This window comes from Streptomyces sp. NPDC046821, assembly GCF_040645335.1.
Taxonomy (GTDB): Bacteria; Actinomycetota; Actinomycetes; order Streptomycetales; family Streptomycetaceae; genus Streptomyces.
The window spans coordinates 138189-162624 of the sequence record NZ_JBEYYB010000007.1 but is presented as its reverse complement, the minus strand read 5'-3'; the positions used below and the strand labels follow the sequence as shown (position 1 = coordinate 162624).

24 protein-coding genes are annotated in these 24436 nt (G+C 72.0%); 16 read left to right on the top strand and 8 right to left on the bottom strand.

What is annotated here, in order from left to right:
• Positions 1–38: 38 nt before the first annotated feature.
• Positions 39–422, bottom strand: coding sequence for a cold-shock protein (locus ABZ893_RS15850; RefSeq protein WP_361402902.1), 384 nt, complete (start codon positions 420–422; stop codon positions 39–41).
• A gap of 195 nt (positions 423–617) precedes the next feature.
• Between ABZ893_RS15850 and ABZ893_RS15845 the strand changes: the two genes are divergently transcribed.
• Positions 618–866 (top strand): hypothetical protein, encoded by a 249-nt coding sequence (locus ABZ893_RS15845; RefSeq protein WP_361402899.1) that lies wholly within the window; start codon positions 618–620, stop codon positions 864–866.
• A gap of 156 nt (positions 867–1022) precedes the next feature.
• On the opposite strand, the gene ABZ893_RS15840 is transcribed toward ABZ893_RS15845, so the two are convergent.
• Positions 1023–1688 carry a haloacid dehalogenase-like hydrolase gene (locus ABZ893_RS15840; RefSeq protein WP_361403549.1) on the bottom strand — a complete coding sequence of 222 codons (666 nt, stop codon included), beginning with the start codon at positions 1686–1688 and terminating at the stop codon, positions 1023–1025.
• A gap of 99 nt (positions 1689–1787) precedes the next feature.
• Between ABZ893_RS15840 and ABZ893_RS15835 the strand changes: the two genes are divergently transcribed.
• The 4 genes from ABZ893_RS15835 (at position 1788) to ABZ893_RS15820 (ending at position 6064) form a co-directional block, all read left to right on the top strand.
• On the top strand, positions 1788–2783 hold the full coding sequence (locus ABZ893_RS15835) for an iron ABC transporter permease (RefSeq protein WP_361402896.1): 996 nt from the start codon (positions 1788–1790) through the stop codon (positions 2781–2783).
• A 361-nt stretch (positions 2784–3144) separates the two neighbouring features.
• Entirely contained in the window at positions 3145–4251 is a 1107-nt protein-coding gene (locus tag ABZ893_RS15830) for an iron chelate uptake ABC transporter family permease subunit (RefSeq protein WP_361402893.1), read from the top strand.
• A complete protein-coding gene (locus tag ABZ893_RS15825; protein WP_361402891.1) occupies positions 4248–5099 on the top strand; it encodes an ABC transporter ATP-binding protein in 852 nt (283 codons plus the stop codon). Before ABZ893_RS15830 ends, ABZ893_RS15825 begins: the two co-directional genes overlap by 4 nt.
• Positions 5096–6064 (top strand): iron-siderophore ABC transporter substrate-binding protein, encoded by a 969-nt coding sequence (locus tag ABZ893_RS15820; RefSeq protein WP_361402888.1) that lies wholly within the window; start codon positions 5096–5098, stop codon positions 6062–6064. The genes ABZ893_RS15825 and ABZ893_RS15820 overlap by 4 nt, the downstream gene beginning before the upstream one ends.
• Before the next feature lie 72 nt (positions 6065–6136).
• Here the strand turns inward: ABZ893_RS15820 and ABZ893_RS15815 are convergent, their stop codons facing one another.
• Entirely contained in the window at positions 6137–7129 is a 993-nt protein-coding gene (locus ABZ893_RS15815; protein ID WP_361402885.1) for a hypothetical protein, read from the bottom strand.
• Positions 7130–7317: 188 nt separating this feature from the next.
• On the opposite strand from ABZ893_RS15815, the gene ABZ893_RS15810 reads away from it, so the two are divergent.
• Positions 7318–9846, top strand: coding sequence for a helicase-associated domain-containing protein (locus tag ABZ893_RS15810; protein ID WP_361402882.1), 2529 nt, complete (start codon positions 7318–7320; stop codon positions 9844–9846).
• Between the two features lie 107 nt (positions 9847–9953).
• Entirely contained in the window at positions 9954–11603 is a 1650-nt protein-coding gene (locus ABZ893_RS15805) for a DNA repair helicase XPB (RefSeq protein ID WP_361402879.1), read from the top strand.
• A 53-nt stretch (positions 11604–11656) separates the two neighbouring features.
• Here the strand turns inward: ABZ893_RS15805 and ABZ893_RS15800 are convergent, their stop codons facing one another.
• Positions 11657–13927, bottom strand: a complete 2271-nt coding sequence (locus tag ABZ893_RS15800) for a heavy metal translocating P-type ATPase (RefSeq protein WP_361402876.1) — start codon at positions 13925–13927, stop codon at positions 11657–11659.
• A gap of 125 nt (positions 13928–14052) precedes the next feature.
• Here ABZ893_RS15800 and ABZ893_RS15795 point away from each other — a divergent pair, with 125 nt between their 5' ends.
• Positions 14053–14961: a hypothetical protein gene (locus ABZ893_RS15795; RefSeq protein ID WP_361402873.1), complete on the top strand. Its 909-nt coding sequence runs from the start codon at positions 14053–14055 to the stop codon at positions 14959–14961.
• 108 nt (positions 14962–15069) lie between these two features.
• A complete protein-coding gene (locus ABZ893_RS15790; protein ID WP_361402870.1) occupies positions 15070–15759 on the top strand; it encodes a copper homeostasis protein CutC in 690 nt (229 codons plus the stop codon).
• 33 nt (positions 15760–15792) lie between these two features.
• On the opposite strand, the gene ABZ893_RS15785 is transcribed toward ABZ893_RS15790, so the two are convergent.
• On the bottom strand, positions 15793–17841 hold the full coding sequence (locus ABZ893_RS15785; protein WP_361402867.1) for an ATP-binding domain-containing protein: 2049 nt from the start codon (positions 17839–17841) through the stop codon (positions 15793–15795).
• Positions 17842–18168: 327 nt separating this feature from the next.
• Here ABZ893_RS15785 and ABZ893_RS15780 point away from each other — a divergent pair, with 327 nt between their 5' ends.
• Genes ABZ893_RS15780 through ABZ893_RS15770 form a run of 3 tightly spaced genes read left to right on the top strand, consistent with a single transcriptional unit; the run spans position 18169 to position 19627 of the window.
• Complete coding sequence (locus ABZ893_RS15780; RefSeq protein ID WP_361403613.1) at positions 18169–18411, top strand: hypothetical protein; 243 nt, start codon at positions 18169–18171, stop codon at positions 18409–18411.
• Positions 18412–18420: 9 nt separating this feature from the next.
• Positions 18421–19086: a hypothetical protein gene (locus tag ABZ893_RS15775; protein ID WP_361402864.1), complete on the top strand. Its 666-nt coding sequence runs from the start codon at positions 18421–18423 to the stop codon at positions 19084–19086.
• 4 nt (positions 19087–19090) lie between these two features.
• Positions 19091–19627: a GNAT family N-acetyltransferase gene (locus tag ABZ893_RS15770; protein ID WP_361402862.1), complete on the top strand. Its 537-nt coding sequence runs from the start codon at positions 19091–19093 to the stop codon at positions 19625–19627.
• A gap of 65 nt (positions 19628–19692) precedes the next feature.
• Here ABZ893_RS15770 and ABZ893_RS15765 read toward each other — a convergent pair whose 3' ends face one another.
• Both ABZ893_RS15765 and ABZ893_RS15760 read right to left on the bottom strand, forming a co-directional pair.
• Positions 19693–19965, bottom strand: a complete 273-nt coding sequence (locus tag ABZ893_RS15765; RefSeq protein ID WP_361402859.1) for a DUF4031 domain-containing protein — start codon at positions 19963–19965, stop codon at positions 19693–19695.
• Positions 19962–20330, bottom strand: coding sequence for a hypothetical protein (locus ABZ893_RS15760; RefSeq protein WP_361402857.1), 369 nt, complete (start codon positions 20328–20330; stop codon positions 19962–19964). Before ABZ893_RS15760 ends, ABZ893_RS15765 begins: the two co-directional genes overlap by 4 nt.
• Before the next feature lie 70 nt (positions 20331–20400).
• Here ABZ893_RS15760 and ABZ893_RS15755 point away from each other — a divergent pair, with 70 nt between their 5' ends.
• Both ABZ893_RS15755 and murQ read left to right on the top strand, forming a co-directional pair.
• A complete protein-coding gene (locus ABZ893_RS15755; RefSeq protein WP_361402854.1) occupies positions 20401–21309 on the top strand; it encodes a MurR/RpiR family transcriptional regulator in 909 nt (302 codons plus the stop codon).
• Positions 21310–21843: 534 nt separating this feature from the next.
• Entirely contained in the window at positions 21844–22776 is a 933-nt protein-coding gene (gene murQ / locus ABZ893_RS15750) for an N-acetylmuramic acid 6-phosphate etherase (protein WP_361402851.1), read from the top strand.
• A gap of 227 nt (positions 22777–23003) precedes the next feature.
• On the opposite strand, the gene ABZ893_RS15745 is transcribed toward murQ, so the two are convergent.
• Entirely contained in the window at positions 23004–23222 is a 219-nt protein-coding gene (locus tag ABZ893_RS15745; protein ID WP_361402848.1) for a hypothetical protein, read from the bottom strand.
• Between ABZ893_RS15745 and ABZ893_RS15740 the strand changes: the two genes are divergently transcribed.
• On the top strand, positions 23221–24189 hold the full coding sequence (locus tag ABZ893_RS15740) for a helix-turn-helix transcriptional regulator (RefSeq protein WP_361402846.1): 969 nt from the start codon (positions 23221–23223) through the stop codon (positions 24187–24189). The genes ABZ893_RS15745 and ABZ893_RS15740 overlap by 2 nt on opposite strands.
• Positions 24164–24373: a DUF397 domain-containing protein gene (locus ABZ893_RS15735; RefSeq protein ID WP_361402844.1), complete on the top strand. Its 210-nt coding sequence runs from the start codon at positions 24164–24166 to the stop codon at positions 24371–24373. The genes ABZ893_RS15740 and ABZ893_RS15735 overlap by 26 nt, the downstream gene beginning before the upstream one ends.
• Positions 24374–24436: the final 63 nt, after the last annotated feature.

Here is a 24436-nt window from a genome sequence, read left to right as displayed (position 1 = left end):
GCGCGCCCTCTTCCCCATGAGCGTCCCCCCGGCGGCCGCTATACGTCCAGCTGGTCCGCCACCGCGCGGAGTAGGCCCGCGATCTTCGCGCCCGAGGCCTTGTCCGGGTAGCGGCCCTTTTCCAGCATCGGCGTGATGTTTTCCAGGAGCGTCGTCAAGTCCTGGACGATCGAGGCCAGTTCGTCCGGCTTGCGGCGCTGGGCCGCGGCCACGGACGGGGTCGGGTCCAGGATCGCCACCGACAGCGCCTGGTCGCCGCGCTGTCCCGCGACGACGCCGAACTCGACACGCTGACCCGGCTTCAGCGCGTCCACGCCGGCCGGGAGTACGGAGGAATGCACGAAGACGTCGCCGCCGTCGTCGCGGGAGAGAAAGCCGAAACCTTTCTCAGGGTTGAACCACTTGACCTTGCCGGTAGGCACCTGAAGTCCTCGTCCTCGTACTCGTCGTGCCGTTTCGCGCGAGTGACGCCGAAACGACGCTCGAAACGGCTCTGGTCAGAACCGCGGCGGGCCACCCGACCCCCGTCGGCACCAGGCTAATGGTCCGGGGTCCGGAGACAAGACGGTCCGAGGATCCCGGATCGTTCCCCCCGCGCTGGGAACTACCCTGGTCGGGTGCGAGACAAAACCCAAGCGAATTCCCCCGGGCCGGGCGACGGTCTCGTCAGGGCCGGCGGGATCATCTTCATCGTCGGAGCCGTGGCCACCCTGGTCACGATCGCCCCGCTGTTCCTGCGGACCCACCCGTTCCCGCCCGTGGCCTACGCGGTGTGCATGTTGATGGGCGTCGGCTTCGTCGTCGCGGCGGCCGGTGTGCTGCGCGGCATCGCCGCACAGCGGCGTCAGGCCCGTTCGGCCACCTAGCCTCCGGCCACTCGGCCCCCGGCCACTCGGCTTTCCGGCCACTCGGCTTCCGGCCGGATGGCCCCAGCGCCACGCCGCCCTACGCCACGTCGGTCCCGCGCCACGCCGCCCTCGGCCAAGTCGGTCCCGCGCCGCGTCGTCCTACGCCACGTCGTCCTACGCCGCGTCGCCCTCGGCGACGTGGCTCCGCAGCCACGCCGGGAAGTCCGTCAGGTCCGGCAGGACCACGTCGGCGCCCGCCGCGCGCAGCTCGGCCGCGTCGCACGGCCCCGTCGCCACCGCCACGGACAGCGCCCCGGCGGTCCGCGCGCCGCGCACGTCGCCCGTGTGGTCGCCGACGTACACCGACGCGCCGTGCTCGCGCAGCGCCGTGCCCTTGGCCTCCGCCCACAGCCAGCCGATGACCTCGTCGGGCTCGATGCCCAGGTGGGCCAGGTGCAGCTTCGCGTTGGGCTCGTGCTTGGCGGTGACGACGATCGCCCGCCCGCCGAGCGCCCGTACCGCGTCGACGGCCTCGCGGGCTCCGGGCATCGCGAGGGTCGGCTCGATGGCGTACTCCGGGTAGATCTCGCGGTAGCGGTCCCCGGCCGCCTGGATGCGGTCCTCGGGGAACCAGCGCGCCAGCTCCTCCTCCAGCGGCGGCCCGAGCCGCGTGACCGCCGCGTCGGCGTCGATCGCGACGCCCGTCTCGGCGGAGAGCGCACGGTACGTGGCGTGGATCCCGGGCCGTGAGTCGATCAGCGTCATGTCGAGGTCGAAGCCGACCGTGGGGCCGGGGCCGGTGCCGGTTCCGGTTCCGGTCCGGAGTTCGTGAGGAGCCATGAGAGCCATGAGAGCCATTGTGCCTGGGCGTACGATGACGCCTGGCCCGAGTACTTAGCTTAGGCTTACCAACCTTCCGATGTCGGAGTGAGCCCGTACATGCCAGCCAGACGCCGCGTCGTCGCGATGGTGGCGGCGGCCGTGGCGCTGCTGCTCGCGGCGCTGCTCAGCCTCGCGATCGGGGCGCGCCCGATCGCCCCGTCCGCCGTCCTCGACGCCCTTCTGTACGGCGGGCACGGTGACGACGCCGACGTGGTGCGGGGCCTGCGGGTGCCGCGTACGGCGATCGGCCTGATGGTGGGCGCGGCGCTCGCGCTGGCCGGGACGGTCCTCCAGGGCATCACGCGGAACCCGATCGCCGACCCCGGCATCCTCGGCGTCAGCCAAGGCGCGTCGGTCGGCGTCGTCCTCGCGATCGCGGTCGGCGGCGTGCACGCGCTGACGGGCTACGTCTGGTTCGCGTTCGCGGGCGCGGCCATCGCCTCGGTCGCCGTGTACGCCATCGCCTCGCGCGGGCGCGGCGGCGCGACGCCGGTGAAGCTCGCGCTGGGCGGCGCCGCGATCAACGCGCTCCTCGTGTCCGTGACGACGGCCGTACTCACGACGAAGGCGTCCGCCCTGGACGAGTTCCGGTTCTGGCAGGTCGGTTCGCTGAGCGGCCGGGACGCGCAGCTCGTGGGCCAGGTCTGGCCGTTCCTTGTCGTCGGGGTGCTCCTCGTACTGTCCGTGGCGCGCGGCCTGGACGCGCTCGCGCTCGGCGAGGATGTCGCGAAGGGCCTGGGCCAGCGGGTCGCGACGGTACGGATCGTGGGCGGGCTGGGCGCGACGGTCCTCACCGGCGTCGGGGTCGCGGCCGCCGGTCCGATCGCGTTCATCGGCCTGGCCGTCCCGCACCTCGCCCGAGCGATCGTGGGCGGCGACCACCGCTGGGTCCTGCCGATGGCGGCGCTCATCGGCCCGGTCATGCTGCTGGTCTCGGACACGGCGGGCCGCGTGATCTTCCCCCCGGGCGAGGTCCCGGCGGGAGTGATGACGGCCCTGATCGGCGTCCCGTTCCTGGTCACGCTGGTACGACGAAAGGCGGTCCCGGCGTGAGCGTCACGCGACCAGGCCCGGCGCAGGGCGACCCCCGCATGACCGCGACCCGACCTGCCCCGGCACAGCGCGGCCCCCGCATGACCGCCACCCGGCCAAGCCCGGCGCAAGGCAGTCCCCGTACGACCGCCACCCAACCCACCCCGCCCCAAGACGGTCCCGCCACGACCGCGGCCACCTTCCTGCACGCCACCCGACCTGCCCCGGCACAAGGCGATCCCCGCACGGCCGCGACCCGACCTGCCCTCGCGCAAGGCGACCCCCACACGCCCCCCACCCAACCCGCCCCCGCGCAGCCCTGTCCCGCCACGACCGCGGCCGCCCTCCAGACCACCCCGGCCCAACGCAAGGCGGTCCCCGCATGAGTACGGCCACCGGACCCCGCGCCGGCCAGACGACCGCGCCCCGCACCGGCAAGACCGCCCCCCGCGTCCGCCCCGCCGGCTACTCCGTACTCCGCGCCGGCCGCGCCACCTTCCTCCTGCACCGCCGGGCCACCGTGGTCGCCGGAGCCCTGCTCATCGCCCTCGCCGTCGCCTGTCTCGCCTACCTCTGCGTAGGCGAGTCGTTCATCGCCCCCGCCGACGTGCTCAAGGTCGTCACCGGCCGCCCGTCCCCCGACGAGCTGGTCGTCGGCACGCTGCGTGCCCCGCGCATGGTCGTCGGCCTCCTCGTGGGGGCCGCGTTCGGCGTCGCCGGCGCCCTCATCCAGACCGTCGCCCGCAACCCGCTGGCCTCCCCCGACATCATCGGCGTCAGCCAGGGCGCGAGCGCGGTGACGGTGGGCGCGATGACGTTCGGCGTCACGTCGTACGCGGTGCTGCCCTACCTGTCCGTGCTCGGCGGCCTCCTCGCCGCGCTCCTCGTGTACGCGTTCGCGTGGCGCGGCGGCCTGCACGCGACGCGCTTCGTGCTCATCGGCATCGGCTTCGCCATCGCGCTCCGCTCGGTGACCACCCTCTTCATGACGAAGGGCGACTACCTGGTCGCCCAGCAGGCGCAGATCTGGATGACGGGCTCCCTCAACGGCCGCGGCTGGCCCGAGGCCGCACCCCTCGGCCTGACCCTGCTCGCCCTCGTCCCCGCCGTCGCGTGGGCGGCCCGCGCGCAGCGCACCGTCTCCATGGACGACGACACGGCGACCGCGCTCGGCGTCCGCCTGGGCCGCGTACGCCTCGGTCTCGTGCTGCTCGGCGTCGTCCTCGCCTCCGTCGCGACCGGCGCCGCGGGCCCCGTCGACTTCGTGGCGCTGCTCGCCCCGCAGATCGCCCGCCGTATGACCCGCACCGCCCAGATCCCGCTGGTGTGCTCGGCGTTGCTCGGCGCGTTCATCGTCGTCGTGGCGGACCTGCTCGCCCGGCGCCTGTTCTCCCCCACCGAGCTTCCGGTGGGCGTCCTCACGGCGGCCGTCGGCGCGCCGTATCTGATCTGGCTCATCGTCCGCAGCCGTACGGGAGGAAACCGGTGACCCGGCTCAGCACCAGCGCGCTCACCCTCGCCTACGAGGACCGCACGGTCGTCCACGACCTCGAACTGGCGGTCCCCGACGGCCGCGTGACAGTGATCGTCGGCCCGAACGCGTGCGGTAAGTCCACAACCCTGCGCGCCCTCGGCCGGCTGCTCAAGCCGAAGAGCGGCGCGGTGCTGCTCGACGGCGAGGCGCTGAGCAAGCTCAACACCAGGAAGATCGCCCAACAGATCGGGTTGTTGCCCCAGACTCCCGTGGCGCCGGAGGCGATCACCGTCGCCGACCTCGTGGCGCGCGGCCGTCAGCCGCACCAGAGCTGGTGGCAGCAGTGGTCCGACGCCGACGAGCGCGCCGTCACCGAGGCCATGGAACGCACCGACGTCGCCGCCCTCGCCGACCGCCCCGTGGACGAGCTCTCCGGCGGCCAGCGCCAGCGCGTCTGGATCGCCATGGCCCTCGCCCAGGAGACCGAACTGCTCCTCCTCGACGAGCCGACGACGTACCTCGACATTTCACACCAGGTCGAAGTCCTGGACCTCGTACGGCAGTTGAACCACGACAAGGACCGCACCGTCGTCCTCGTCCTGCACGACCTCAACCAGGCGGCGCGCTACGCCGACCACCTCGTCGCCATGAAGTCCGGCCGCGTCGTCGCCGAGGGCCCGCCGTCCGAGGTCGTCACGGCGGACCTCGTACGGGAGGTGTTCGGCCTGGACTGCGTGGTCGTGCCCGACCCGGTGACGGGTTCCCCGCTGATCGTGCCGGGGGCACCCTGGCAGCCGGGGGCGCGTACGGGCACGCTGTCCGAGGCCCCGTCAGACGCCCTCGCCCGAAAGGCAGCCACATGACCCGTAGCCGCGCCCTGACCGCCGGACTGCTCGCCGGACTGCTCGCCCTGACCGGCACGCTGGCCCTGACCGCCTGCGGCACGTCGGGCGACGGCGTCTCCCCTTCCTCGTCCACGAGGACACACTCCGTCGAGACCGCGATGGGCGACGTGGAGGTGCCCGTACACCCCCGGCGCGTGGTCGTCCTCGACACGGGCGAGCTGGACTCCGCGCTCACCCTCGGCGTGAAGCCGGTCGGCGCGACGCGCGCGGCGACGGAGGACGGCTTCCCGTCGTACCTCGCCGAGGACGACGTACGGGGCATCAAGCCGGTCGGCGAGATCGCCGACCCGGACCTGGAGGCCGTGGCCGCCCTCGAACCGGACCTCATCCTGACCAGCAAGATCCGCGACGGCCGGCGCTACGAGCAGCTCAGCGCGATCGCCCCGACCGTGATGACGGAGACCACCGGCACCACCTGGAAGATGAACTTCCAGGTCCACGCGGCAGCGCTCGGCCGTAAGGAGGCGGCGAAGAAGGTCCTCTCCGAGTACGACGCGCACATCGCGAAGGTGACCACCGCGATGGGCGGCAAGGAGAAGGCCGCCGCGACGGACATCAGCTTCGTCCGCTTCGTCGAGGGCTCCGACATCCGCATCTACGGCAGGCAGAACTACATCGGCACGATCTTCAGCGACCTGGGCGTGGGCCGCCCCCCGATCGCCGACAAGGCGAGGGACGGCTTCTCGTACGACGTGAGCCCCGAGAAGGTCGACCTCGCGGACGCGGACGTCGTGTTCACGTCGACGTACGGCGACCCGGCGAAGGCCAGGGCGACGCGGACGATGAACAGCGGCCTGTGGAAGGGCCTCAAGGCGTACCGGGACGGCAGGATCTTCGAGGTCGACGACAACCTGTGGATCGCGGGCATCGGCTACACGGCCGCGCACCAGATCCTGGACGAGTTCCAGCGGGACCTCACCTGAGAATTCCTAGGGCCTGTCGTCAAATTCCCGTCGTCCGCCCGGAGCCCGGCAGGCGGGAATTGACGACAGGCCCTACCCCCGCCGCCGCTGCGACCTCCACACCACGAACGCCGCGGAGGCGACGGCCGCTCCCCGTACGACCCACGGCCACGTCTCGCTGATCGCGCCGCTCATCTGGTGCGCCGTTATCGGCTCGCCCCAGCGCCCGGTGTTCCGGCCCCACAGCCACACCAGTCCGGACGTGACCGCGAGCGCCGGGAGCCACAGGACGGCCCACTTGGACTCGGCTTCGCTGAGCCGCCGCGACCCGTACGCGATGATCCAGCCGAGGCCCAGGGCGAACCAGTTGCCCATGATCGCGCCGGCCACGAGGAGGGCGGCGGCGAGCAGGAGGAGCGGGTTGGACCAGCCGGACAGGGGCAGGGAGGGCAGCCGGCGCCGCCGGCTCTTGGGCTCGGCCTCCTCGGCGGCCTCGTCCTCCGAGGGCTCCTCGTCCTCCTCCTCGGCCGCCGGCTTCGGGGCGTCCTTGACGGGCGGTTTGAGTATTTCCGGGATCTCTACGCCGCCCACGAACCCGGGCACGTCGTCACCGGCTCCCACGCCGAACGGGCTGCCGTCGACGCGCCACCAGTCCGGCTCGGACCCCGGCGTCCCCAGCTCGGCCGTCCCCGCGAGGTGCGGCGGCGAGGGGGCGTCCGCGGCGCCCCAGGGTTCCGGTTCGGTGGCCGGTGCCGTGTCCTCGCGCGGCCCCGGCACGATCCGCCGCAGCCCGCGGGAGCGCGGCTCCTTGGTGCGCTGCACGGGTACGGCGACGCGCGGCTCCTCGGGTTCGGCGGGGCCGCCGCTCGCGCCCGACACGACGGCGTCGGGCGTGCCGAGCCGGTCGAGGATGCGCCGAACGGTCGCCGGGCTGTCGCCGTTGGCGCTCGCGCGGCGCGCCTCGATCTCGTTGCGCAGCTCGGACACCAGGCGCATCCGGGCGCCGGAGGGCAGCTGACGCTGCTGGGCCAGGTCCCCGACACGGCTCAGATAGTCGAAGACGAGCTGGTCGCTCTCGATCCCCACGAAGTCCCCTCCGGGGCGGCAGTATTGACGGTTCCTTCACCCGCCCGACGACGGTACCGCGCGCGCCCACACCCCGGGCAACCCACACGTGCCGCACGCGAGGGGGTGTCCGGGGGCACGCCCCTTGAGGAAGGCAGGCGGTGTCTGACAGTCACTCCCCGCGCCGGGCAGGCGCTAACGTGGGCCGGATGAGCACCCACGAGCCGGACCCCGCCGCCGAGGACGGGAGCGCGGCGGGCGCCACCGCCCCCCGGTCCCTGGCCGAGGCGCTGCGCGCCCGCGACGACGCCTCCCTCGGCGCACTGCTGCGCGCCCGTCCCGATCTGCTCAACCCCGTCCCGAACGACCTCACGCAGCTCGCCACGCGCGCCGGCACCCGCGCCTCCGTGATCCGCGCCCTCGAACACCTGGACCGGTTCACGCTCCAGACGGCGGAGGCGCTGGCGGTCGCCCCGGACCCCACGACGTACGACACGCTCCTCGCGCTGCTCGCCGGGGACGAAGACGGGGACGAGGAAGGCAACGCCCGTACCGTCGCCGCCGCCCTCCCGCGCGCCGTGGACACCCTGCGCGAACAGGCCCTCCTCTGGGGCCCCGACGACCGGCTCCGCCTCGTCCGCACCGCGCGCGAACTGCTCGCGCCCGCGCCCGGGCGGCCCTCCCCCACCGGCCTCGGCCCGACCGTCGCGGAGGCCACCTCGGGCATGTCGCCCGGCCGGATCCAGGACATCGTCGCGGCGGCCGGACTGCCGTCCACGCACGACCCGGTCTCCGCCGTCGCCTCGCTGACCGCCCTGTTCACCGACCGCACCCGCATGTCGGCGCTCCTCGACGAGGCGCCCGCCGACGCCGTCGAGGTCCTGTCCCGGCTCGTGTGGGGCCCGCCGTACGGCCAGGTGACCGCCGAACCGGCCGCCCACCTGCGCTGGCTCCTCGACCGCGGCCTGCTCCTGCCCACCGCCCCCGGCACCGTCGTCCTGCCCCGCGAGGCCGCGCTGCACCTGCGCGGCGGACGCGCCCACCGGGCCCTGGAGCCGCTGCCCCCGGCCGTGGAAGCGACGGCCACGCACCGCGCCACCGTGGTGAACGCGACCGCCGCCGGCCAGGCGTACACCGCGCTCGCCACGGTCGAGGAACTCCTCAAGGACTGGGACGAGGGCGGCCCGGCCGTCCTGCGCGCGGGCGGCCTCAGCGTCCGCGACCTCAAGCGCACCGCCACCGCGCTCGACACGACGGAGGCGCTGGCCGCGTTCTGGGTCGAACTCGCCTACGCCGCCGGTCTCGTCGCCTCCGACGGCGAGGCGGACGAGCAGTACGCGGCGACGCCCGCGTACGACGACTGGCTGGAGCAGCCCGCCGCCGAGCGCTGGGCGCGGCTCGTGTCGGCGTGGCTCCCCGCGACGCGCGCGGCCGGTCTGGTCGGCGGACGCGACGGCGCCGCCGCCGTCTCCCCGGCCGGACGTACGCTCTCCGCGCTCGGCCCGCACCTGGACCGCTCGGCCGCCCCCGAGGTACGCCGCCGGGTGCTCACGCTCCTCTCCGAGCTGCCGGAAGGCGCGTCCCCCGACCCCGAGACCCTGCTCGCCCGCCTCCGCTGGGAGCGCCCCCTGCGCGGCGCGGCCCCCGACGACAGCGGCGACGCCGAGGACCTGCGCACCCGCCTCGCCCGCTGGACGCTGACGGAGGCGGAACTCCTCGGCATGACCGGACGCGGGGCGCTCGCGGAGCACGGCCAGGCACTGCTCACCCAGGACGCGCACGCGACCCCCGTCGAGCAGGCCGCCGCCGAGCGGGCGGCCATCGACCTGCTCACCCCGCTCCTCCCCGAACCCCTGGACCACGTACTCCTCCAGGCCGACCTCACGGCGGTGGCGCCCGGACCGCTGGAGCGACCGCTCGCGGAGGCGCTGTCGGTGCTCGCCGACGTGGAGTCCAAGGGCGGGGCGACGGTGTACCGGTTCACGCCGGGGTCGGTGCGGCGGGCGCTCGACTCGGGGCAGGCCGCGTCCGACCTGCACGACTTCCTGACCACCCACTCCCGTACGCCGGTGCCTCAGCCGCTCGCGTACCTGATCGACGACGTCGCCCGTAAGCACGGCCACCTGCGGATCGGCGCGGCCTCCGCGTACGTGCGCTGCGACGACGACGTGCTGCTGGGCGAGATCCTGGCCGACAAGCGCTCGGCGGGCCTGCGGCTGCGGCGGCTCGCGCCGACCGTGCTCGCCGCGCAGGCCGACCCGGCGACGCTCCTGGAGGGCCTGCGCCAGATGGGCTTCGCGCCCGCCGCCGAGTCCCCCGAGGGCGACGTCCTGATCACCCGCGCCCACGCCCGCCGCACCCCGCCGCGCACCGCCCCCGAGCCCGTCCCCGAGGGCCCGCCGCTCCCCGACGCCACGCTCCTGACGGCGGCGGTGCGCGCGATCCGCGCGGGCGACCTCGCGTCGACGACGCCGCGCAAACACGCGCCGGGCGAGCAGACCGGCGCGCTCCCCCGCACGAGCGCGGCGGACACGCTGGCCACGATGCAGGCGGCCGTCATGACGGGCGACGCGGTGTGGATCGGCTACGTGAACGCGGAGGGCACCGCCAGCCAGCGCGTCATCGCCCCGATCCGCGTGGAGGGCGGCTTCGTCACGGCGTACGACCACACGGCCGACGAGGTCCGCACGTATCCGCTGCACCGGGTGACGGGAGTGGCGGAGCTGGAGGCGGGCTGATCACCGCGCGCCCATGGGTAGTCGCCGCCCCCGCATCACGTACCGAGGATGCGGCACACTGGACGTTTGGCCCCGCGCTCCCGCGGAGCGCGGTGGAAGGGATAGCTGTGAACGGACCGCTCATCGTCCAGAGTGACAAGACGCTGCTCCTGGAAGTCGACCACGACAGGGCAGACGCCTGCCGGCGCGCCATCGCGCCGTTCGCCGAGCTGGAGCGCGCGCCCGAGCACATCCACACGTACCGGCTGACGCCGCTCGGACTGTGGAACGCGCGGGCCGCGGGCCACGACGCCGAGCAGGTCGTGGACGCGCTCGTCGAGTACAGCCGCTACCCCGTCCCGCACGCGCTCCTCGTCGACATCGCCGAGACGATGGACCGGTACGGGCGTCTCACGCTGTCCAAGCACCCGGCGCACGGTCTCGTCCTGACCAGCACGGACCGGCCCGTCCTGGAGGAGGTGCTGCGCTTCAAGCGCGTGACGCCCCTGGTCGGCGCCCGCATCGACGCGGACACCGTCGCCGTGCACCCCTCGGAGCGCGGCCAGATCAAGCAGACGCTCCTCAAGCTCGGCTGGCCCGCCGAGGACCTCGCGGGTTACGTGGACGGCGAGGCGCACCCGATCGAGCTCGCGCAGGACGGGTGGGCGCTGCGCCCGTACCAGAAGCAGGCCGTGGAAGGCTTCTGGCACGGCGGCTCCGGCGTCGTGGTCCTGCCCTGTGGCGCGGGAAAGACGCTGGTCGGAGCCGGTGCGATGGCCGAGGCCAAGGCCACCACGCTCATCCTCGTCACGAACACGGTCTCGGCCCGCCAGTGGAAGCACGAGCTGGTGAAGCGGACGAGCCTGACCGAGGACGAGATCGGCGAGTACAGCGGTACGCGCAAGGAGATCCGGCCCGTCACGATCGCCACGTACCAGGTCCTCACGACGAAGCGGAAGGGTGTGTACCCGCACCTGGAGCTCTTCGACTCCCGTGACTGGGGCCTGGTCATCTACGACGAGGTGCATCTGCTGCCCGCGCCCGTCTTCAAGTTCACCGCCGACCTCCAGGCCCGCCGCCGCCTCGGCCTGACCGCGACCCTTGTCCGCGAGGACGGCCGCGAGTCGGACGTGTTCTCGCTCATCGGCCCCAAGCGCTTCGACGCTCCGTGGAAGGAGATCGAGGCGCAGGGCTACATCGCGCCGGCGGACTGTGTCGAGGTCCGCGTGAACCTGACGGACAGCGAGCGCCTCGCGTACGCGACCGCCGAGGCGGAGGAGAAGTACCGCTTCTGCGCCACGACGGCGACGAAGCGGAAGGTGACGGAGGCGCTGGTGAAGAAGTTCGCCGGTCAGCAGATCCTCGTCATCGGCCAGTACATCGACCAGCTCGACGAGCTCGGCGCCCACCTCGACGCCCCCGTCATCAAGGGCGAGACGACGAACAAGGAACGTGAACGTCTCTTCGACGCGTTCCGCAACGGCGAGATCAGCGTCCTCGTCGTCTCCAAGGTCGCGAACTTCTCGATCGACCTCCCCGAGGCGACGGTCGCGATCCAGGTCTCCGGAACGTTCGGCTCCCGCCAGGAAGAGGCCCAGCGCCTCGGCCGAGTCCTCCGCCCGAAGGCGGACGGCCACCAGGCCCACTTCTACTCGGTAGTGGCCCGAGACACCATCGACCAGGACTTCGCAGCGCACCGCCAGCGCTTCCTGGCGGAACAGGGTTACGCGTACCGGATCGTGGACGCGGACGAGCTGCTGGCGGGCGACCAGGGCTGACATACGGGTGAGGGCCCGTCCGCGTCGACGGACGGGCCCTCACCCATATGTGCTCAAGCCTGGGGCTTGAAGTTCCTGAGCCGGAGGCTGTTGCCCACCACGAACACCGACGAGAACGCCATTGCCGCGCCCGCGATCATCGGGTTCAGGAGGCCCGCCGCGGCCAGCGGCAGCGCCGCGACGTTGTAGGCGAACGCCCAGAACAGGTTCGAGCGGATCGTGCGCAGGGTGCGGCGGGAGAGGCGGATCGCGTCGGCCGCCGCGCGCAGGTCGCCGCGGACCAGCGTCAGGTCGCCCGCCTCGATCGCCGCGTCCGTGCCCGTACCCATCGCGAGCCCCAGGTCGGCCTGCGCCAGAGCCGCCGCGTCGTTCACCCCGTCGCCGACCATGGCGACCGAACGCCCTTCCGCCTGAAGCTTCTTGACGACGTCGACCTTGTCCTGGGGGAGGACTTCGGCGATTACGTCATCGATCCCCACTTCGGCCGCGACCGCGCGCGCCACCGCCTCGTTGTCCCCGGTCAGCAGGACCGGGCGCAAGCCCAGCTCACGGAACCTGCGGATGGCCTCGGCACTCGTGTCCTTCACCGCGTCCGCGACCTCAAGCACCGCACGCGCCTCCCCGTCCCAGGCCACGGCGATCGCCGTACGACCGCTCGCCTCCGCCTCCGCCTTGGCGCGCTCCAGTTCCACCGGCAGCCGGATCTCCCACTCCCCGAGCAGCTTCTCGCGGCCGACGAGTACGGCGTGCCCGTCGACAACACCCTGCACCCCGAGCCCGGGAACGTTCGCGAAGTCCTCCACGGCCCCCAGCTCGCCCACCTTCTCCCGCGCACCGTCGGCCACGGCCCGAGCGATCGGATGCTCCGACGAGTGCTCCAACGCCCCTGCCAGACGCAGGACTTCAGCCTCAGCGACACCCTCCGCCACATGCGTGGCCAGCAGCGTCATCCGCCCCGTCGTGACCGTTCCCGTCTTGTCGAGGACGATCGTGTCGACGGCACGCGTGGTCTCCAGCACCTCCGGCCCCTTGATGAGGATGCCGAGCTGCGCGCCGCGCCCCGTACCGACCATCAGCGCGGTAGGCGTGGCAAGCCCCAGGGCGCACGGGCAGGCGATGATCAGCACGGCGACGGCAGCGGTGAACGCGGCCGTGATGCCCGCCCCGTTCCCGAGCCAGAACCCGAGCGTGGCCAGCGCGAGCCCGATGACCACCGGCACGAACACGGCGGAGATCCGGTCCGCGAGCCGCTGCGCCGCCGCCTTGCCGTTCTGCGCGTCCTCCACGAGCCGTGCCATACGGGCGAGTTGGGTGTCGGCGCCGACGCGGGTGGCCTCGACGACGAGGCGTCCGCCGACGTTCAGGGTCGCGCCGGTGACGGAGTCCCCGACGGCGACCTCGACCGGCACAGACTCGCCGGTGAGCATCGACGCGTCGACGGCGGAGGCACCCTCGGCCACGGTCCCGTCGGTGGCGATCTTCTCGCCGGGCCGCACGAGGAACCGGTCCCCGACCTTCAACTCACTTACCGGGACGACCTGTTCGCGGCCCCCGTCACGCAGAACGGTGACATCCTTCGCCCCCAGTTCGAGCAACGCCTTGAGCACGGCGCCGGCCTTCCGCTTGGACCGGGCCTCGAAGTAACGCCCGGCGAGGATGAACGCGGTGACCCCGGCGGCGGCCTCCAGATAGATGTTCCCGGCACCGTCACTGCGGGCGATCGTCAGCTCGAAGGGGTGCGTCATGCCGGGCATCCCGGCGGTCCCGAAGAACAGGGCCCACAGCGACCACAGGAACGCGGCGGACGTCCCGACGGAGATCAGCGTGTCCATCGTCGCGGCACCATGCCGCGCGTTCGTGAACGCGGCCTTGTGGAAGGGCCACGCGGCGTACGTGACGACGGGCGCCGTCAGCGTGAGCGACAGCCACTGCCAGTACTCGAACTGCAACGCCGGGACCATCGACATCGCGATGACGGGCACGGCGAGCACGACTGCGGTGACGAGGCGCTGACGGAGCGGGGCGAGAGCGTCGGGCTCCGCGTCACTGACCTCCGGTTCGCCCACGACAGGGGCGGCCGGCTCCTCGGCCGTATACCCGGTGGCCTCGACCGTGGCGATCAGGTCGGCGACGCCGACACCTCCCCCGAACGTGACCTTCGCCTTCTCGGTCGCGTAGTTGACGGTCGCCTCGACGCCGTCCATCCGGTTGAGCTTCTTCTCGATCCGGGCGGCGCAGGACGCGCAGGTCATGCCGCCGATGGCCAGTTCCACCTCTGCCGCCGGGGCGGCGGAGGGCTCGGTGGCGGCTGGTTGCGCCGTCATGATGCCTCCTCGGTCTACGGGTCAGCTGCACTGCTCCAACAAGACCCAGTTATACCCCCAGGGGGTATCCAACGCAAGAAATTCTCTCGCTTGACTTCATACCCCCTGGGGGTATCTTCGAACTCATGAAGACCGGACTGAAGATCACCGCCTTCGCCGCCGCCGTAGCGGCAACATTCGGCACCGCCTACGGAGTGGGCGCAGGCGTCACGCCCCTCAGCAAGGGCGACCGAGCCACAAGCGACCCGCACGGAGCGCACGACGAGATGTCCACGCAGCCCCCCACCCCCGGCGGCCTGCAGATCTCCGAACGCGGCTACACCCTCGCCCTCCAGACCCCCCGCATCGCCGCCCCCGGCGAGCCCACCGAACTCCGCTTCGCCATCACCCGGGACGACACCGGCCGCAAGGTCACCGCCTACCGCACCGAACACGGCAAGCAGCTCCACCTGATCGTCGCCTCACGCGACCTGACCACGTACCGCCACCTCCACCCCACCCGCGCGGCGGACGGCACCTGGACGACCCCCGTCGAACTCCCGAAGGCAGGCGCGTACCGCGTCTTCGCCGACTTCACCCCGCAGCCCGAGAAGGAGGGCCTGACGCTGGGCGCGGACCTCTCGGTAGCCGGGACGTACGCGCCCCAGGACCTCCCCGCCCCCGCCACCACCGCAAAGGCCGGCGACGGCTACGAGGTCCAGCTCGCCGGAAAGCCAAAGGCAGGCTCCCCGGCCGAACTCACCCTCGCCGTCCGCCGCAACGGCAAGCCGGTCACCGACCTCCAGCCCTACCTCGGTTCTTACGGGCACCTGGTCGCCCTGCGCGCCGGCGACCTCGCCTACCTGCACGTCCACCCGAACGAGGGCGGCCCCGGCCCCAATGTCTCGTTCACGGCGACGGCGCCCAGCACGGGCACGTACCGCCTGTTCCTGGACTTCAAGCACGACGGCGAGGTGCGGACGGCGGCATTCACGGTGCGAGCCGGACAGAGCGGGAGTGCGCATCCCGAAGCGGCCGAGGGCCACGACCACTGATCACCTGTCGGCGGGCGCACTCTGCGCGTAGGCTGACCTATTGGACTAGACCTCTATGGCCTGGCCGGTACGAAATGTCTTCCGCACCCGCAACCGACAAGGGGTCCCATGAGCAAGCGTGCAGTCCTGGAGGTGATCGCCCTCGACGCCGAGGACGCCGTCGCGGCCGAGGCCGGCGGGGCCGACCGGCTCGAACTGGTCACCGACATGGCGGCGGACGGGCTGACGCCCTCGCGCGAGACGTTCGGCCGGATCCGGGCGGCGGTGGGCATCTCGCTGCGGGTGATGATCCGGCTGGCGGACGGGTTCGCGGCGGGGGACGTGGACGCGCTGGTGGCGGCGGCGCGCGGGCTGCGCGCGGAGGGGGCGGACGAGTTCGTGCTCGGGTTCCTGGACGCGGAGGGCGGCCCGGACCTGGCGGCGGTGGACCGGATCACGGCGGAGCTGTCCGGCTGCCGCTGGACGTTCCACAGGGCGATCGACCGGGCGGCGGACCGGGACGCTCTGCGTAAGCGACTGGCCGACGCCCCCGGCCTGGACACGTATCTCACGGCGGGCTCACCGGCCGGCGTCGACTCCGGCCTCGACGTCCTGGCGGCGGAGGCGAAGCGGACCGGCGAACCGGGTTACGCCCAGCAGATCCTCGTGGGCGGCGGCCTCCGCCTGGACCACCTCCCCCACCTGAAGACGGCGGGCCTGACCGCCTTCCACATCGGCGGCGCGGCCCGCCCCCACGGCTGGACGGGCCCGGTCTCGGCGAACGCGGTCAGAGAGTGGCGGACGGCGGTCGACGCGTAGCCACAAAAGAACTCCGCCCTACGCCCCCAAGCCCTACGCCTCCCCGAGCTGCTCCGGCAGCGCGGCGCCATGCACCACCACAAGACCCGACACCGCACGCGTCAGCGCCACGTACAGCCGTCGCAGCCCCGTCCGCTCGTCCGGCTCGCCGTCGACCACGGCGGCGGGCTCGTCGAGGACCACGTAGTCGTACTCAAGGCCCTTCGCGAGCGAGGCCGGGACGAGGGTCAGACGGGTCTCGGCCGTGGTCTCCTCGCCGGGCGCCAGGAAGGTGAGCCCGGCGTCCGTCAGGGCCGTGGCCAGTTCCGGAACGCGCGCGTCGGCCGCGATGAGCCCCACCGACCCCTCCCGCTCCAACGCCTCGACACAAGCCGCGACCACCTGCCCCGCACCCTCCCCGGCCTCCCGCACCTCGAAGGCCCCCGGGTTCTCACGCACCGACGACACCGGCGCGAGACCAGGCGCGATGTGCGGCAGCAGCCGTGACGCGTACGCGATGACATCCCGCGGCACACGGAAACCGACCGTCAGCTCCTCCACCACCGCGTCGTCCTTGCCCAGGTGCCGCAGCGCCTCCGCCCAACTCCGCGTCGCCCAAGGCGTCGTCCCCTGCGCGAGGTCACCGAGCACGGTCGCCGACCCCGTCGTACAGCGCCGCCCGACCGCCCGGTACTGCATCGGCGAAAGATCCTGCGCCTCGTCGAGCACCACATGCCCGAGCGAGTGCGTACGGGCGACAAGATCCGTCACCTCATCGATCAACACGGCGTCAGCAGCAGACCACTTGGCCGACCGCACACTCCGCGCCGGCTTCTCCCACAGCACGCACTTCTGCTCCTCGTCACTGAGCACGCCCTCCGCGTGCTCGGCGAGGAAGTCCGCGTCGGACAGCAGCCGAAGCACGAGCTTCGCCGGTTCGACGACGGGCCAGAGGACCTTCACCGCCGCTTTCACGGCCGCGTTCCGGGCCACCGCGTCCTGCACCCGATCGTCGGGCGCCTCGCCCGACCGTTCCATCTGCACGAGGACGGCGTGCGCGATGCGCTGCGGAAGAGCCTCGCGGGCGGCGCCGTACCGCATGTCGCGGGACATCAACTCCCGCACGATCTCCTCCAGTTCGTACGCGGGAACCCGCCACCGCCGGGACCCGCGCACGACCACGACGGACTCCGTCGGCAGCGTGATGTGCGAGCGCACGGCCCGCCGCAACACGTCAGCCATCCGCGCATCACCCTTGATGACGGCGGCATCGGCCGGATCGACCCCCTTCACCTCCACGTGGGCGACGAGGTCGTCAACCGTCGCCTGCTTGACCTCCAGCTCGCCGAGCGCGGGCAGCACCTGCTCGATGTAGTGCAGGAAGGACCGGTTCGGCCCGATGACGAGCGTCCCGGTCCGGGCGAGCCGCTCGCGATGGGCGTAGAGGAGATAGGCGACACGGTGCAGACCGACAGCGGTCTTCCCCGTCCCCGGCCCACCCTGGACGCAGACAGAACCCCCCAGCCCGCTCCTCACGATCTCGTCCTGCTCGGGCTGGATCGTGGCGACGATGTCACGCATGGGGCCGACGCGGGGCCGTTCGATCTCGGCCTGGAGCAGCGCGCTCACGACCTCGGCCTCGGCGGGGTCGGACAGCCGCTCGTCCTCGTACGCGGTGAGCTCACCGCCCGTGTACCCGAAGCGCCGCCGCAGCCCGACGTCCATCGGGTCCTTCTTCGAGGCGCGGTAGAAGGGCTGCGAGACGGGCGCGCGCCAGTCGATGACCATCGGGTCGCCCTCGGCGTCGTGCACGTGCCGCCGCCCGATGTAGAACCGCTCCCCCTCGGCACCTTCCGCCTGGTCGGCGCCGGGCGCGTGCAGGTAGTCGAGCCGGCCGAAGAAGAGGGGCGTGTGCGACAGGTCGGCGAGGGCTTTGATCCGGTCGTCGATCTGGCGCTGGAGGACGGCGGCGTTGACCCAGTTCGCGGTGACGTCGGCGATATCGAGGGACTCGACGTCCTCACGCATGGCACGCAGGGCGGCACGGGACGACGTGAGATGGGCGCGCTCACGGGAGAGCGGGTCATCGAGGGACACGGGCACTGCCTCCGGCTCCGGGGGTTCGCTTACACAGGGCAGCCGACCGGTTTCCGTCCGGCAGGCGGCACTCCACGGAGGGAGGCGGGGGAAGTCGGACACCTTACTCCGCCCACGGGGCGGCGGCGAACGGTTTTCGGGCCGCCCCGGGCCGCCCCAAGATCAGGGATTGGCAGTTTCGGGCGCTCACGGGCGCGCCTCGGTGGCCGAACCCCGCCAATCCCCGCCTTACGCGGCCCGGGGGACCCCGTACGTCCCAGGTCTCACGGTCGCCGCGCGAACCTACACCCACGGACCGATGTGTCAGGAATCCGCCCATTCCACACTGGACGCATGACGACCATCACGACACTCACCTTCACCCACGGCGCCACCGCCGCCACCGACTCCGAGCACCCGCATCGCCTCGGGAACGCCCTGCGTGCCGCCAAGGTCATGCTGGAGAGCGCCCTGCGCGTGGTGCTTCTCGGGGAGTACGACGAGGAGGCCGGGGTGAGCCGCCGGCCACCCGGACCCCGTACGACGGACAAGCCACCCGGTACGCCGACCAAGACCCGACCAGGACCTGACCGCTAGGGTCGCCCCATGCGGGACGACCTGAGGAATGCCTGGATCCGGACACTGCGCGCGGCCCAAAACGCAGCCCCAGACCAAGCCGCCACGCCCACCCCCACCCCCCTCCCCGGGGCCTACGCCGACGACCTGCTCGCCCGGTGGGCGGAGCCCCAGCGCCGGTACCACACCACCGCCCACCTCAAGGCCGTCCTCGACCACGTCGACGCCCTCGCGGATCACGCAGAAGACCCCGACCTGGTCCGCCTCGCCGCCTGGTTCCACGACGCCGTCTACCTCCCCGAGCGCTCCACCAACGAAGAACGCTCCGCCCGCCTCGCGGAACGCGCCCTGCGAGAAGCCGGCCTCGCCGAAAATCAGGTGCGGGAAGTCGTCCGGCTCGTCCTGCTCACCGTCACGCACGCCCCCGCCCCCGGCGACACGAACGGCCAGGTCCTCTGCGACGCGGACCTGGCGATTCTCGCCGCCGCCCCCGACGCGTACGCCGCCTACACCGCCCAGGTCCGCGAGGAATACGGCTTCGTGCCCGACGACGCGTTCCGCGAGGGCCGCGGAGCCGTCCTGCGCCAACTCCTCGCCCTGCCAAGGCTGTTCCACACCCCGTACGGGAGCGCCCACTGGGAAGGACCCGCCCGCGAAAATCTGGCGGCGGAGCTGGACCGGCTGCTGACACCATGAGCGCATGACGTCACTCCTCACCATCCCCGCCCACCGCGTACGCCTGCACGAGCTGTCCCTGGAGTCGGCCACCGATCTGCACGCCGGCGGCGGAGGCGGAGGCTTCCTCTGGGTCGGCGGCGACGCGCCCGGCGGTACGCGGATCGGTTCCGGGATCACGGTGAAGGCGTTCGCGGCGGGGACGTACCGCTCGGGCTGGGGTACGTACGTGATCGTGCGGGCCGGGGACGAGCGTGCGGTGGGCGGGATCGGCTTCCACAGCCCGCCCGGCGGCGACGGCCGCGTGGAGATCGGTTACGACCTGGCGGAGGGCGCGCGCGGCCGGGGTTACATGACGGAGGCGGTGACCGCGATCGCCGCGTGGGCGCTGTCCCAGCCGGGCGTCACGGCGGTGACGGCGAAGACGGACCCGGGCAACACCGCCTCGCAGAGCGTGCTGCGGCGCGCGGGCTTCATCAGGATCCCGGCGTCGGACGATGCGCACGCCTTCGAACTCCCCCGCCCCGCCGAAGCCGCCACGCCGCCGCCGACCACCCCTTAGATCCCCGAAGCCGTCACCCAAGCCGTCACTCCGCCGCCGGCCGCCCCCATAGATCCCCGGAGCCGTCACTCCGCCGCCGGTCGCCCCTTGGGCCGCCGCAGCCCCGCCTCCGTGAGCCTGCGCACGAGTTCTTTCGACCCGACGGCCACCGCACCCGCCGCCACCGCGTCCTCGTAGCGATGCGACGGCAGGTCGTAGTGATCACGCTCGAAGGCCCGGGGAGGCACACCGATCCGCTCCGCGAACGCGTGCAGCTCGTCGAACGAGACGTCGCTGACCAGGTGGGACCACATACGCCCGTGTCCCGGCCAGGTCGGCGGGTCGATGTAGACGGTCATCGCGTGACGGTACCGAGGGATCCGACGGGGGCCACGACGACGCCGGCCTCGCTGCACACCCAGTGCGGGTCGGGGCCCAACTCCGGTTCCACGTCGAGCGCGTGGGGCTCACCGGCGCCGCACACCGGGCACAGCGGCCAGCGTCCGTACCGTTCGAGGAGGCCGTCCTGTACGTCCTGGGCGACGAGCCCGGCGACGTACTCGACGCCCTCCGGCCACTGTTCGACCCACCAGCGGCGCTGCACTATGGACTCCTCGACGAGCGAGACGACGTCGGCGTGGGCGACCTCGCCCGAGCCGAGGTCGGCGAGCACGAGGGCGCGGGCCGCGTGCAGGGCCTGTTCGAGGGGGCTGATCTGCTGCATGGAGCCATTGTGCGCCCTCGGCCAGGACGCCACTCTTGACGCCGCAACCCCCTGAAAATATCTTTCAGATGTGACCAGCCACGTGAAGGAAATTTTCGCGGGTGACGCGCCGCCCGCCCCGGCCGCGCTCGCGGCCAAGGTCCGCACCCTCGCCCCCTCGATGACCCGCTCCATGCAGCGCGTCGCCGAGGCCGTCGCCGGGGACCCGGCCGGCTGCGCGGCCCTCACGGTCACCGGCCTGGCCGAACTGACCGGCACCAGTGAGGCGACCGTCGTCCGGACGGCCCGCCTCCTCGGCTACCCCGGCTACCGCGACCTGCGCCTCGCCCTCGCCGGCCTCGCCGCCCAGCAGCAGTCGGGCCGCGCGCCCGCCGTGACGGCCGACATAGCGGTGGACGACCCGATCGCCGACGTCGTCGCGAAACTGGCGTACGACGAGCAGCAGACCCTCGCCGACACGGCGGCCGGACTCGATACGGCGCAGCTCGGCGCGGCGGTGAACGCGCTGGCGACGGCGCGCCGGGTCGACGTGTACGGGGTCGGGGCGTCGGGGCTTGTCGCCCAGGACCTGACGCAGAAGCTGCTCCGCATCGGCCATGTGGCGCACGCCCACTCGGACCCGCACCTGGCGATCACCAACGCGGTGACGCTCCGCTCGGGGGACGTGGCGATCGCGATCACGCATTCCGGGGCGACGGGTGACGTGATCGAGCCGTTGCGGGTGGCGTTCGAGCACGGGGCGACGACGATCGCGATCACGGGCCGCCCGGGCGGCCCGGTCTCGCAGTACGCGGACCATGTCCTGACGACGTCGATCGCGCGGGAGAGTGAGCTCCGGCCTGCGGCGATGTCCTCTCGGACCAGCCAACTCCTGGTAGTGGACTGCCTGTTCGTAGGAGTCGCACAACGCACGTACGAGACGGCGGCGCCGGCGCTTTCCGCGTCCTACGAGGCCTTGGCCCACCGGCACCGGTCGTAGGGCGCGCCCTGGTGGGAGCCGTTCGCGCAGTTCCCCGCGCCCCTGTATACCCAGCGTGCGGGTCAGTGGGGGCTGGTGTTTGCGCAGTTCCCCGCGCCCCTCTTCACCCAGGCTGCGGCCCGGTGGGGGCCGTTCGCGCAGTTCCCCGCGCCCCTGAAATGCGCGCTGCGCGCGGCATTTCCCCGATGGGGGAAGGCGCGGCGAAGCCGCAAGCCTTCAGGGGCGCGGGGAACTGCGCGAACAACCCCCACCAACCCGCACACACTCCCAAGGGGCGCGGGGAACTGCGCAACACCAGCCCCACCGACCCGCACTCTGGAGATGGGAGATGGCGCGGCGAAGCCGCAAGCCTTCAGGGGCGCGGGGAACTGCGCGAACAACCCCCACCGACCCGCACGCACTCCTAAGGGGCGCGGGGAACTGCGCAGCACCAGCCCCACCGACCCGCACACACTCCCAAGGGGCGCGGGGAACTGCGCGACCAGCCACAACGAACCCGCACCCAAAACCCACACCCCAGAGAGGCACCCCCTCATGACCCGCCCCGAAGACCTCCGCACCCAATTGGACACGCTCACGACGGAGGCGTTCCGGCAGGACCTCGCCGAGATCGACCAACTCCCCACCCTGGAAATCGCCAAGCTCATGAACGGCGAAGACACCACCGTCCCCCAAGCCATCACCGCCCAACTCCCCCAGATCGCCCGAGCAATCGACGAAATCGCCGCCCGCATGGGCAACGGCGGACGCCTCATCTACGCAGGCGCCGGCACAGCCGGCAGGCTAGGCGTGCTGGACGCCTCCGAATGCCCGCCCACCTTCAACACCTGGGACGGCCAGGTGATCGGCCTCATCGCCGGCGGCCCCGCCGCCATGCTCACGGCAGTGGAAGGCGCCGAGGACTCCAAGGACCTGGCAACCGCAGACCTGGAAGGCATCAAGCTGACCCCCGACGACACCGTCGTCGGCATCTCCGCCTCCGGCCGCACCCCCTACGCGATCGGCGCCGTCGAATACGCCCGCGCCCGAGGCGCACTCACCGTAGGCCTCTCCTGCAACGCAGGCAGCGCCCTCGCCGCCGCCGCCGACCACGGCATCGAGGTCGTCACCGGCCCGGAACTCCTCACCGGATCAACCCGGTTGAAGGCAGGCACATCCCAGAAGCTCGTCCTGAACATGCTGTCGACGATCACGATGATCCGCCTCGGCAAGACCTACGGAAACCTCATGGTCGACGTCCGAGCCTCGAACGAGAAGCTGCGCGCCCGCTCCCGCCGCATCGTCGCCCTCGCGACCGGCGCGGACGACGCCGAGATCGAGGCCGCACTCACCGCGACCGACGGCGAGGTCAAGAACGCGATCCTGGTGATCCTCGGCGGGGTCGACGGCCCGACGGCGGCCCGACTCCTGACCGAGGGCAAGGGCAACCTGCGCACCGCACTCCAGGAGGCGCCCACCGGCGCATGAACCAAGGCCCCACGGACACTCAGCCGTGGGGCCCGAAAAAAAATCCGCTCACCGACGCCTGGCGGGCACCCACGTCGGCCGTTCAACCGGCACGGGCACGACCGCCTCGGGCGGGCAGTCCCACTCGACGCCCCCGCCGGGCGGCCGCAACTGCACGTATCCGCCCTCGCGGCCCATCAACTGTCCGACGCGCCCGCTCCTGACGTCGATGACGTACTCACCCACCCTCATCGCGCCGCCCTTCCATGCAGTACGGCTACCAGCCGCATCGCCGTATCCAGGTTCACGCACCCCAACTGCACGAGCGGATACGCCGTCTCGCCCGCCGCCGACACCGCGTCCACCCGCAGCGAGGGGAACAGCAGACCCGACACGCCCAGCTCGGCCTTGAGCTCCGCGATGACCTCCTCCACGACCCTGACTCGCTCCGCGTCCCGCACGACCATGTCGACCAGCACCTTTCACACCGAGTGTTTCCCTTGCCTCACCCAGCGTGACGCGATCCCGGTACGGTTGACAGGGGCGCAGGCCCAACAACAAGCACTGTTGGACCGGGAGTTGATATTCATGTCGGTTCCGAAGGACTTCGATCCGGCTTCACGTCGTGTGATGATCGGCGAGGAGTTGCGCCACGCGCGCGAGCGGGTCGACCTGACGCAACAGGCCCTGGGCGAGCAGCTCTTCGTGAGCGGTTCGTACGTGGGCCAGATGGAAGCGGGTACGCGGCGGATCCTGCCGGACATGGCGAAGCGGCTGGACGAGGCCCTCGACATGGGCTCTTTCTTCGTTCGCCACTGCGGCAAGGCGAACGAGTCGAATCACCCCGTGCAGTTCGCCGAAACCGCCGAAGCGGAGACCCAGGCGGCCACGATCATGGAGTACGGGGCGATGCTGATCCCCGGCCTGCTCCAGACCCCCGACTACGCCCGCGCGGTCTTCCTCGACTTTCAGCCCACCGCACCTGACGAAGTCATCGAGAAACTACTGACCGCCCGTGTCGCGCGCGCCCGTCTACTCGAAAATCCAACAAAGCCCTTGTTGTGGGTCGTCCTGGACGAGGCAGCGCTCCGCCGACCAGTCGGCGGGCCTGCCGTGATGGCCGAGAACCTGCGCCACATCAAGAACCTGATGCTCAAGCGTCGGGCCGTCGTCCAAGTGCTCCCGTTCGAAGCAGGCGGCCACGCCTCCCTGCACGGCCCGGTCAAGCTCATGCACTTCGCCGACGCACCGCCGCTCACCTACATCGAGGCCCCTGCGGTGGGCTGGCTACTGGACGATCCAGCCACCGTGGCTCGTCATCAACTGTCCTACGATCTGCTCAGGGCCAACGCGCTCACCCCGAGACAGTCTCTGGCCCTGATCTCATCATTGGCAGAGGAATACGCACATGACGATCTTGAACACCGGGCTTGACCTGGCCTCGGCCACGTGGCGCAAGTCCTCGTACAGTGCGGGCGATGGCGGAAACTGCCTCGAAGTCACCAACGACTTCCCGGGAACCGTTCCCGTCCGCGACAGCAAAACCCCCTCCGGCCCGAAGCTCGTGTTCCGGGCCGAGGCCTGGTCCGTGTTCGTCGCCGACCAGGCACGACACTGACCCGAAGCTCAAGCCGCGAGATTCGAGCGGTGCTTGTGAGGATTGGGAGGTGGGTCTCAACCC

Excerpts from the sequence above, each read along its gene's own strand:
- ABZ893_RS15830 (WP_361402893.1), top strand. The coding sequence starts at position 3,145 with ATGAGTACGGCCACCGGACCCCGCGCCGGCCAGACGACCGCGCCCCGC.
- ABZ893_RS15800 (WP_361402876.1), bottom strand. The coding sequence starts at position 13,927 with ATGACGGCGCAACCAGCCGCCACCGAGCCCTCCGCCGCCCCGGCGGCA.
- ABZ893_RS15820 (WP_361402888.1), top strand. The coding sequence starts at position 5,096 with ATGACCCGTAGCCGCGCCCTGACCGCCGGACTGCTCGCCGGACTGCTC.
- ABZ893_RS15765 (WP_361402859.1), bottom strand. The coding sequence starts at position 19,965 with ATGACCGTCTACATCGACCCGCCGACCTGGCCGGGACACGGGCGTATG.
- ABZ893_RS15840 (WP_361403549.1), bottom strand. The coding sequence starts at position 1,688 with ATGGCTCCTCACGAACTCCGGACCGGAACCGGAACCGGCACCGGCCCC.
- ABZ893_RS15775 (WP_361402864.1), top strand. The coding sequence starts at position 18,421 with ATGCGGGACGACCTGAGGAATGCCTGGATCCGGACACTGCGCGCGGCC.
- ABZ893_RS15835 (WP_361402896.1), top strand. The coding sequence starts at position 1,788 with ATGCCAGCCAGACGCCGCGTCGTCGCGATGGTGGCGGCGGCCGTGGCG.
- ABZ893_RS15795 (WP_361402873.1), top strand. The coding sequence starts at position 14,053 with ATGAAGACCGGACTGAAGATCACCGCCTTCGCCGCCGCCGTAGCGGCA.
- ABZ893_RS15740 (WP_361402846.1), top strand. The coding sequence starts at position 23,221 with ATGTCGACCAGCACCTTTCACACCGAGTGTTTCCCTTGCCTCACCCAG.
- ABZ893_RS15790 (WP_361402870.1), top strand. The coding sequence starts at position 15,070 with ATGAGCAAGCGTGCAGTCCTGGAGGTGATCGCCCTCGACGCCGAGGAC.
- ABZ893_RS15735 (WP_361402844.1), top strand. The coding sequence starts at position 24,164 with ATGACGATCTTGAACACCGGGCTTGACCTGGCCTCGGCCACGTGGCGC.
- ABZ893_RS15760 (WP_361402857.1), bottom strand. The coding sequence starts at position 20,330 with ATGCAGCAGATCAGCCCCCTCGAACAGGCCCTGCACGCGGCCCGCGCC.
- ABZ893_RS15780 (WP_361403613.1), top strand. The coding sequence starts at position 18,169 with ATGACGACCATCACGACACTCACCTTCACCCACGGCGCCACCGCCGCC.
- murQ (WP_361402851.1), top strand. The coding sequence starts at position 21,844 with ATGACCCGCCCCGAAGACCTCCGCACCCAATTGGACACGCTCACGACG.
- ABZ893_RS15810 (WP_361402882.1), top strand. The coding sequence starts at position 7,318 with ATGAGCACCCACGAGCCGGACCCCGCCGCCGAGGACGGGAGCGCGGCG.
- ABZ893_RS15745 (WP_361402848.1), bottom strand. The coding sequence starts at position 23,222 with ATGGTCGTGCGGGACGCGGAGCGAGTCAGGGTCGTGGAGGAGGTCATC.
- ABZ893_RS15770 (WP_361402862.1), top strand. The coding sequence starts at position 19,091 with ATGACGTCACTCCTCACCATCCCCGCCCACCGCGTACGCCTGCACGAG.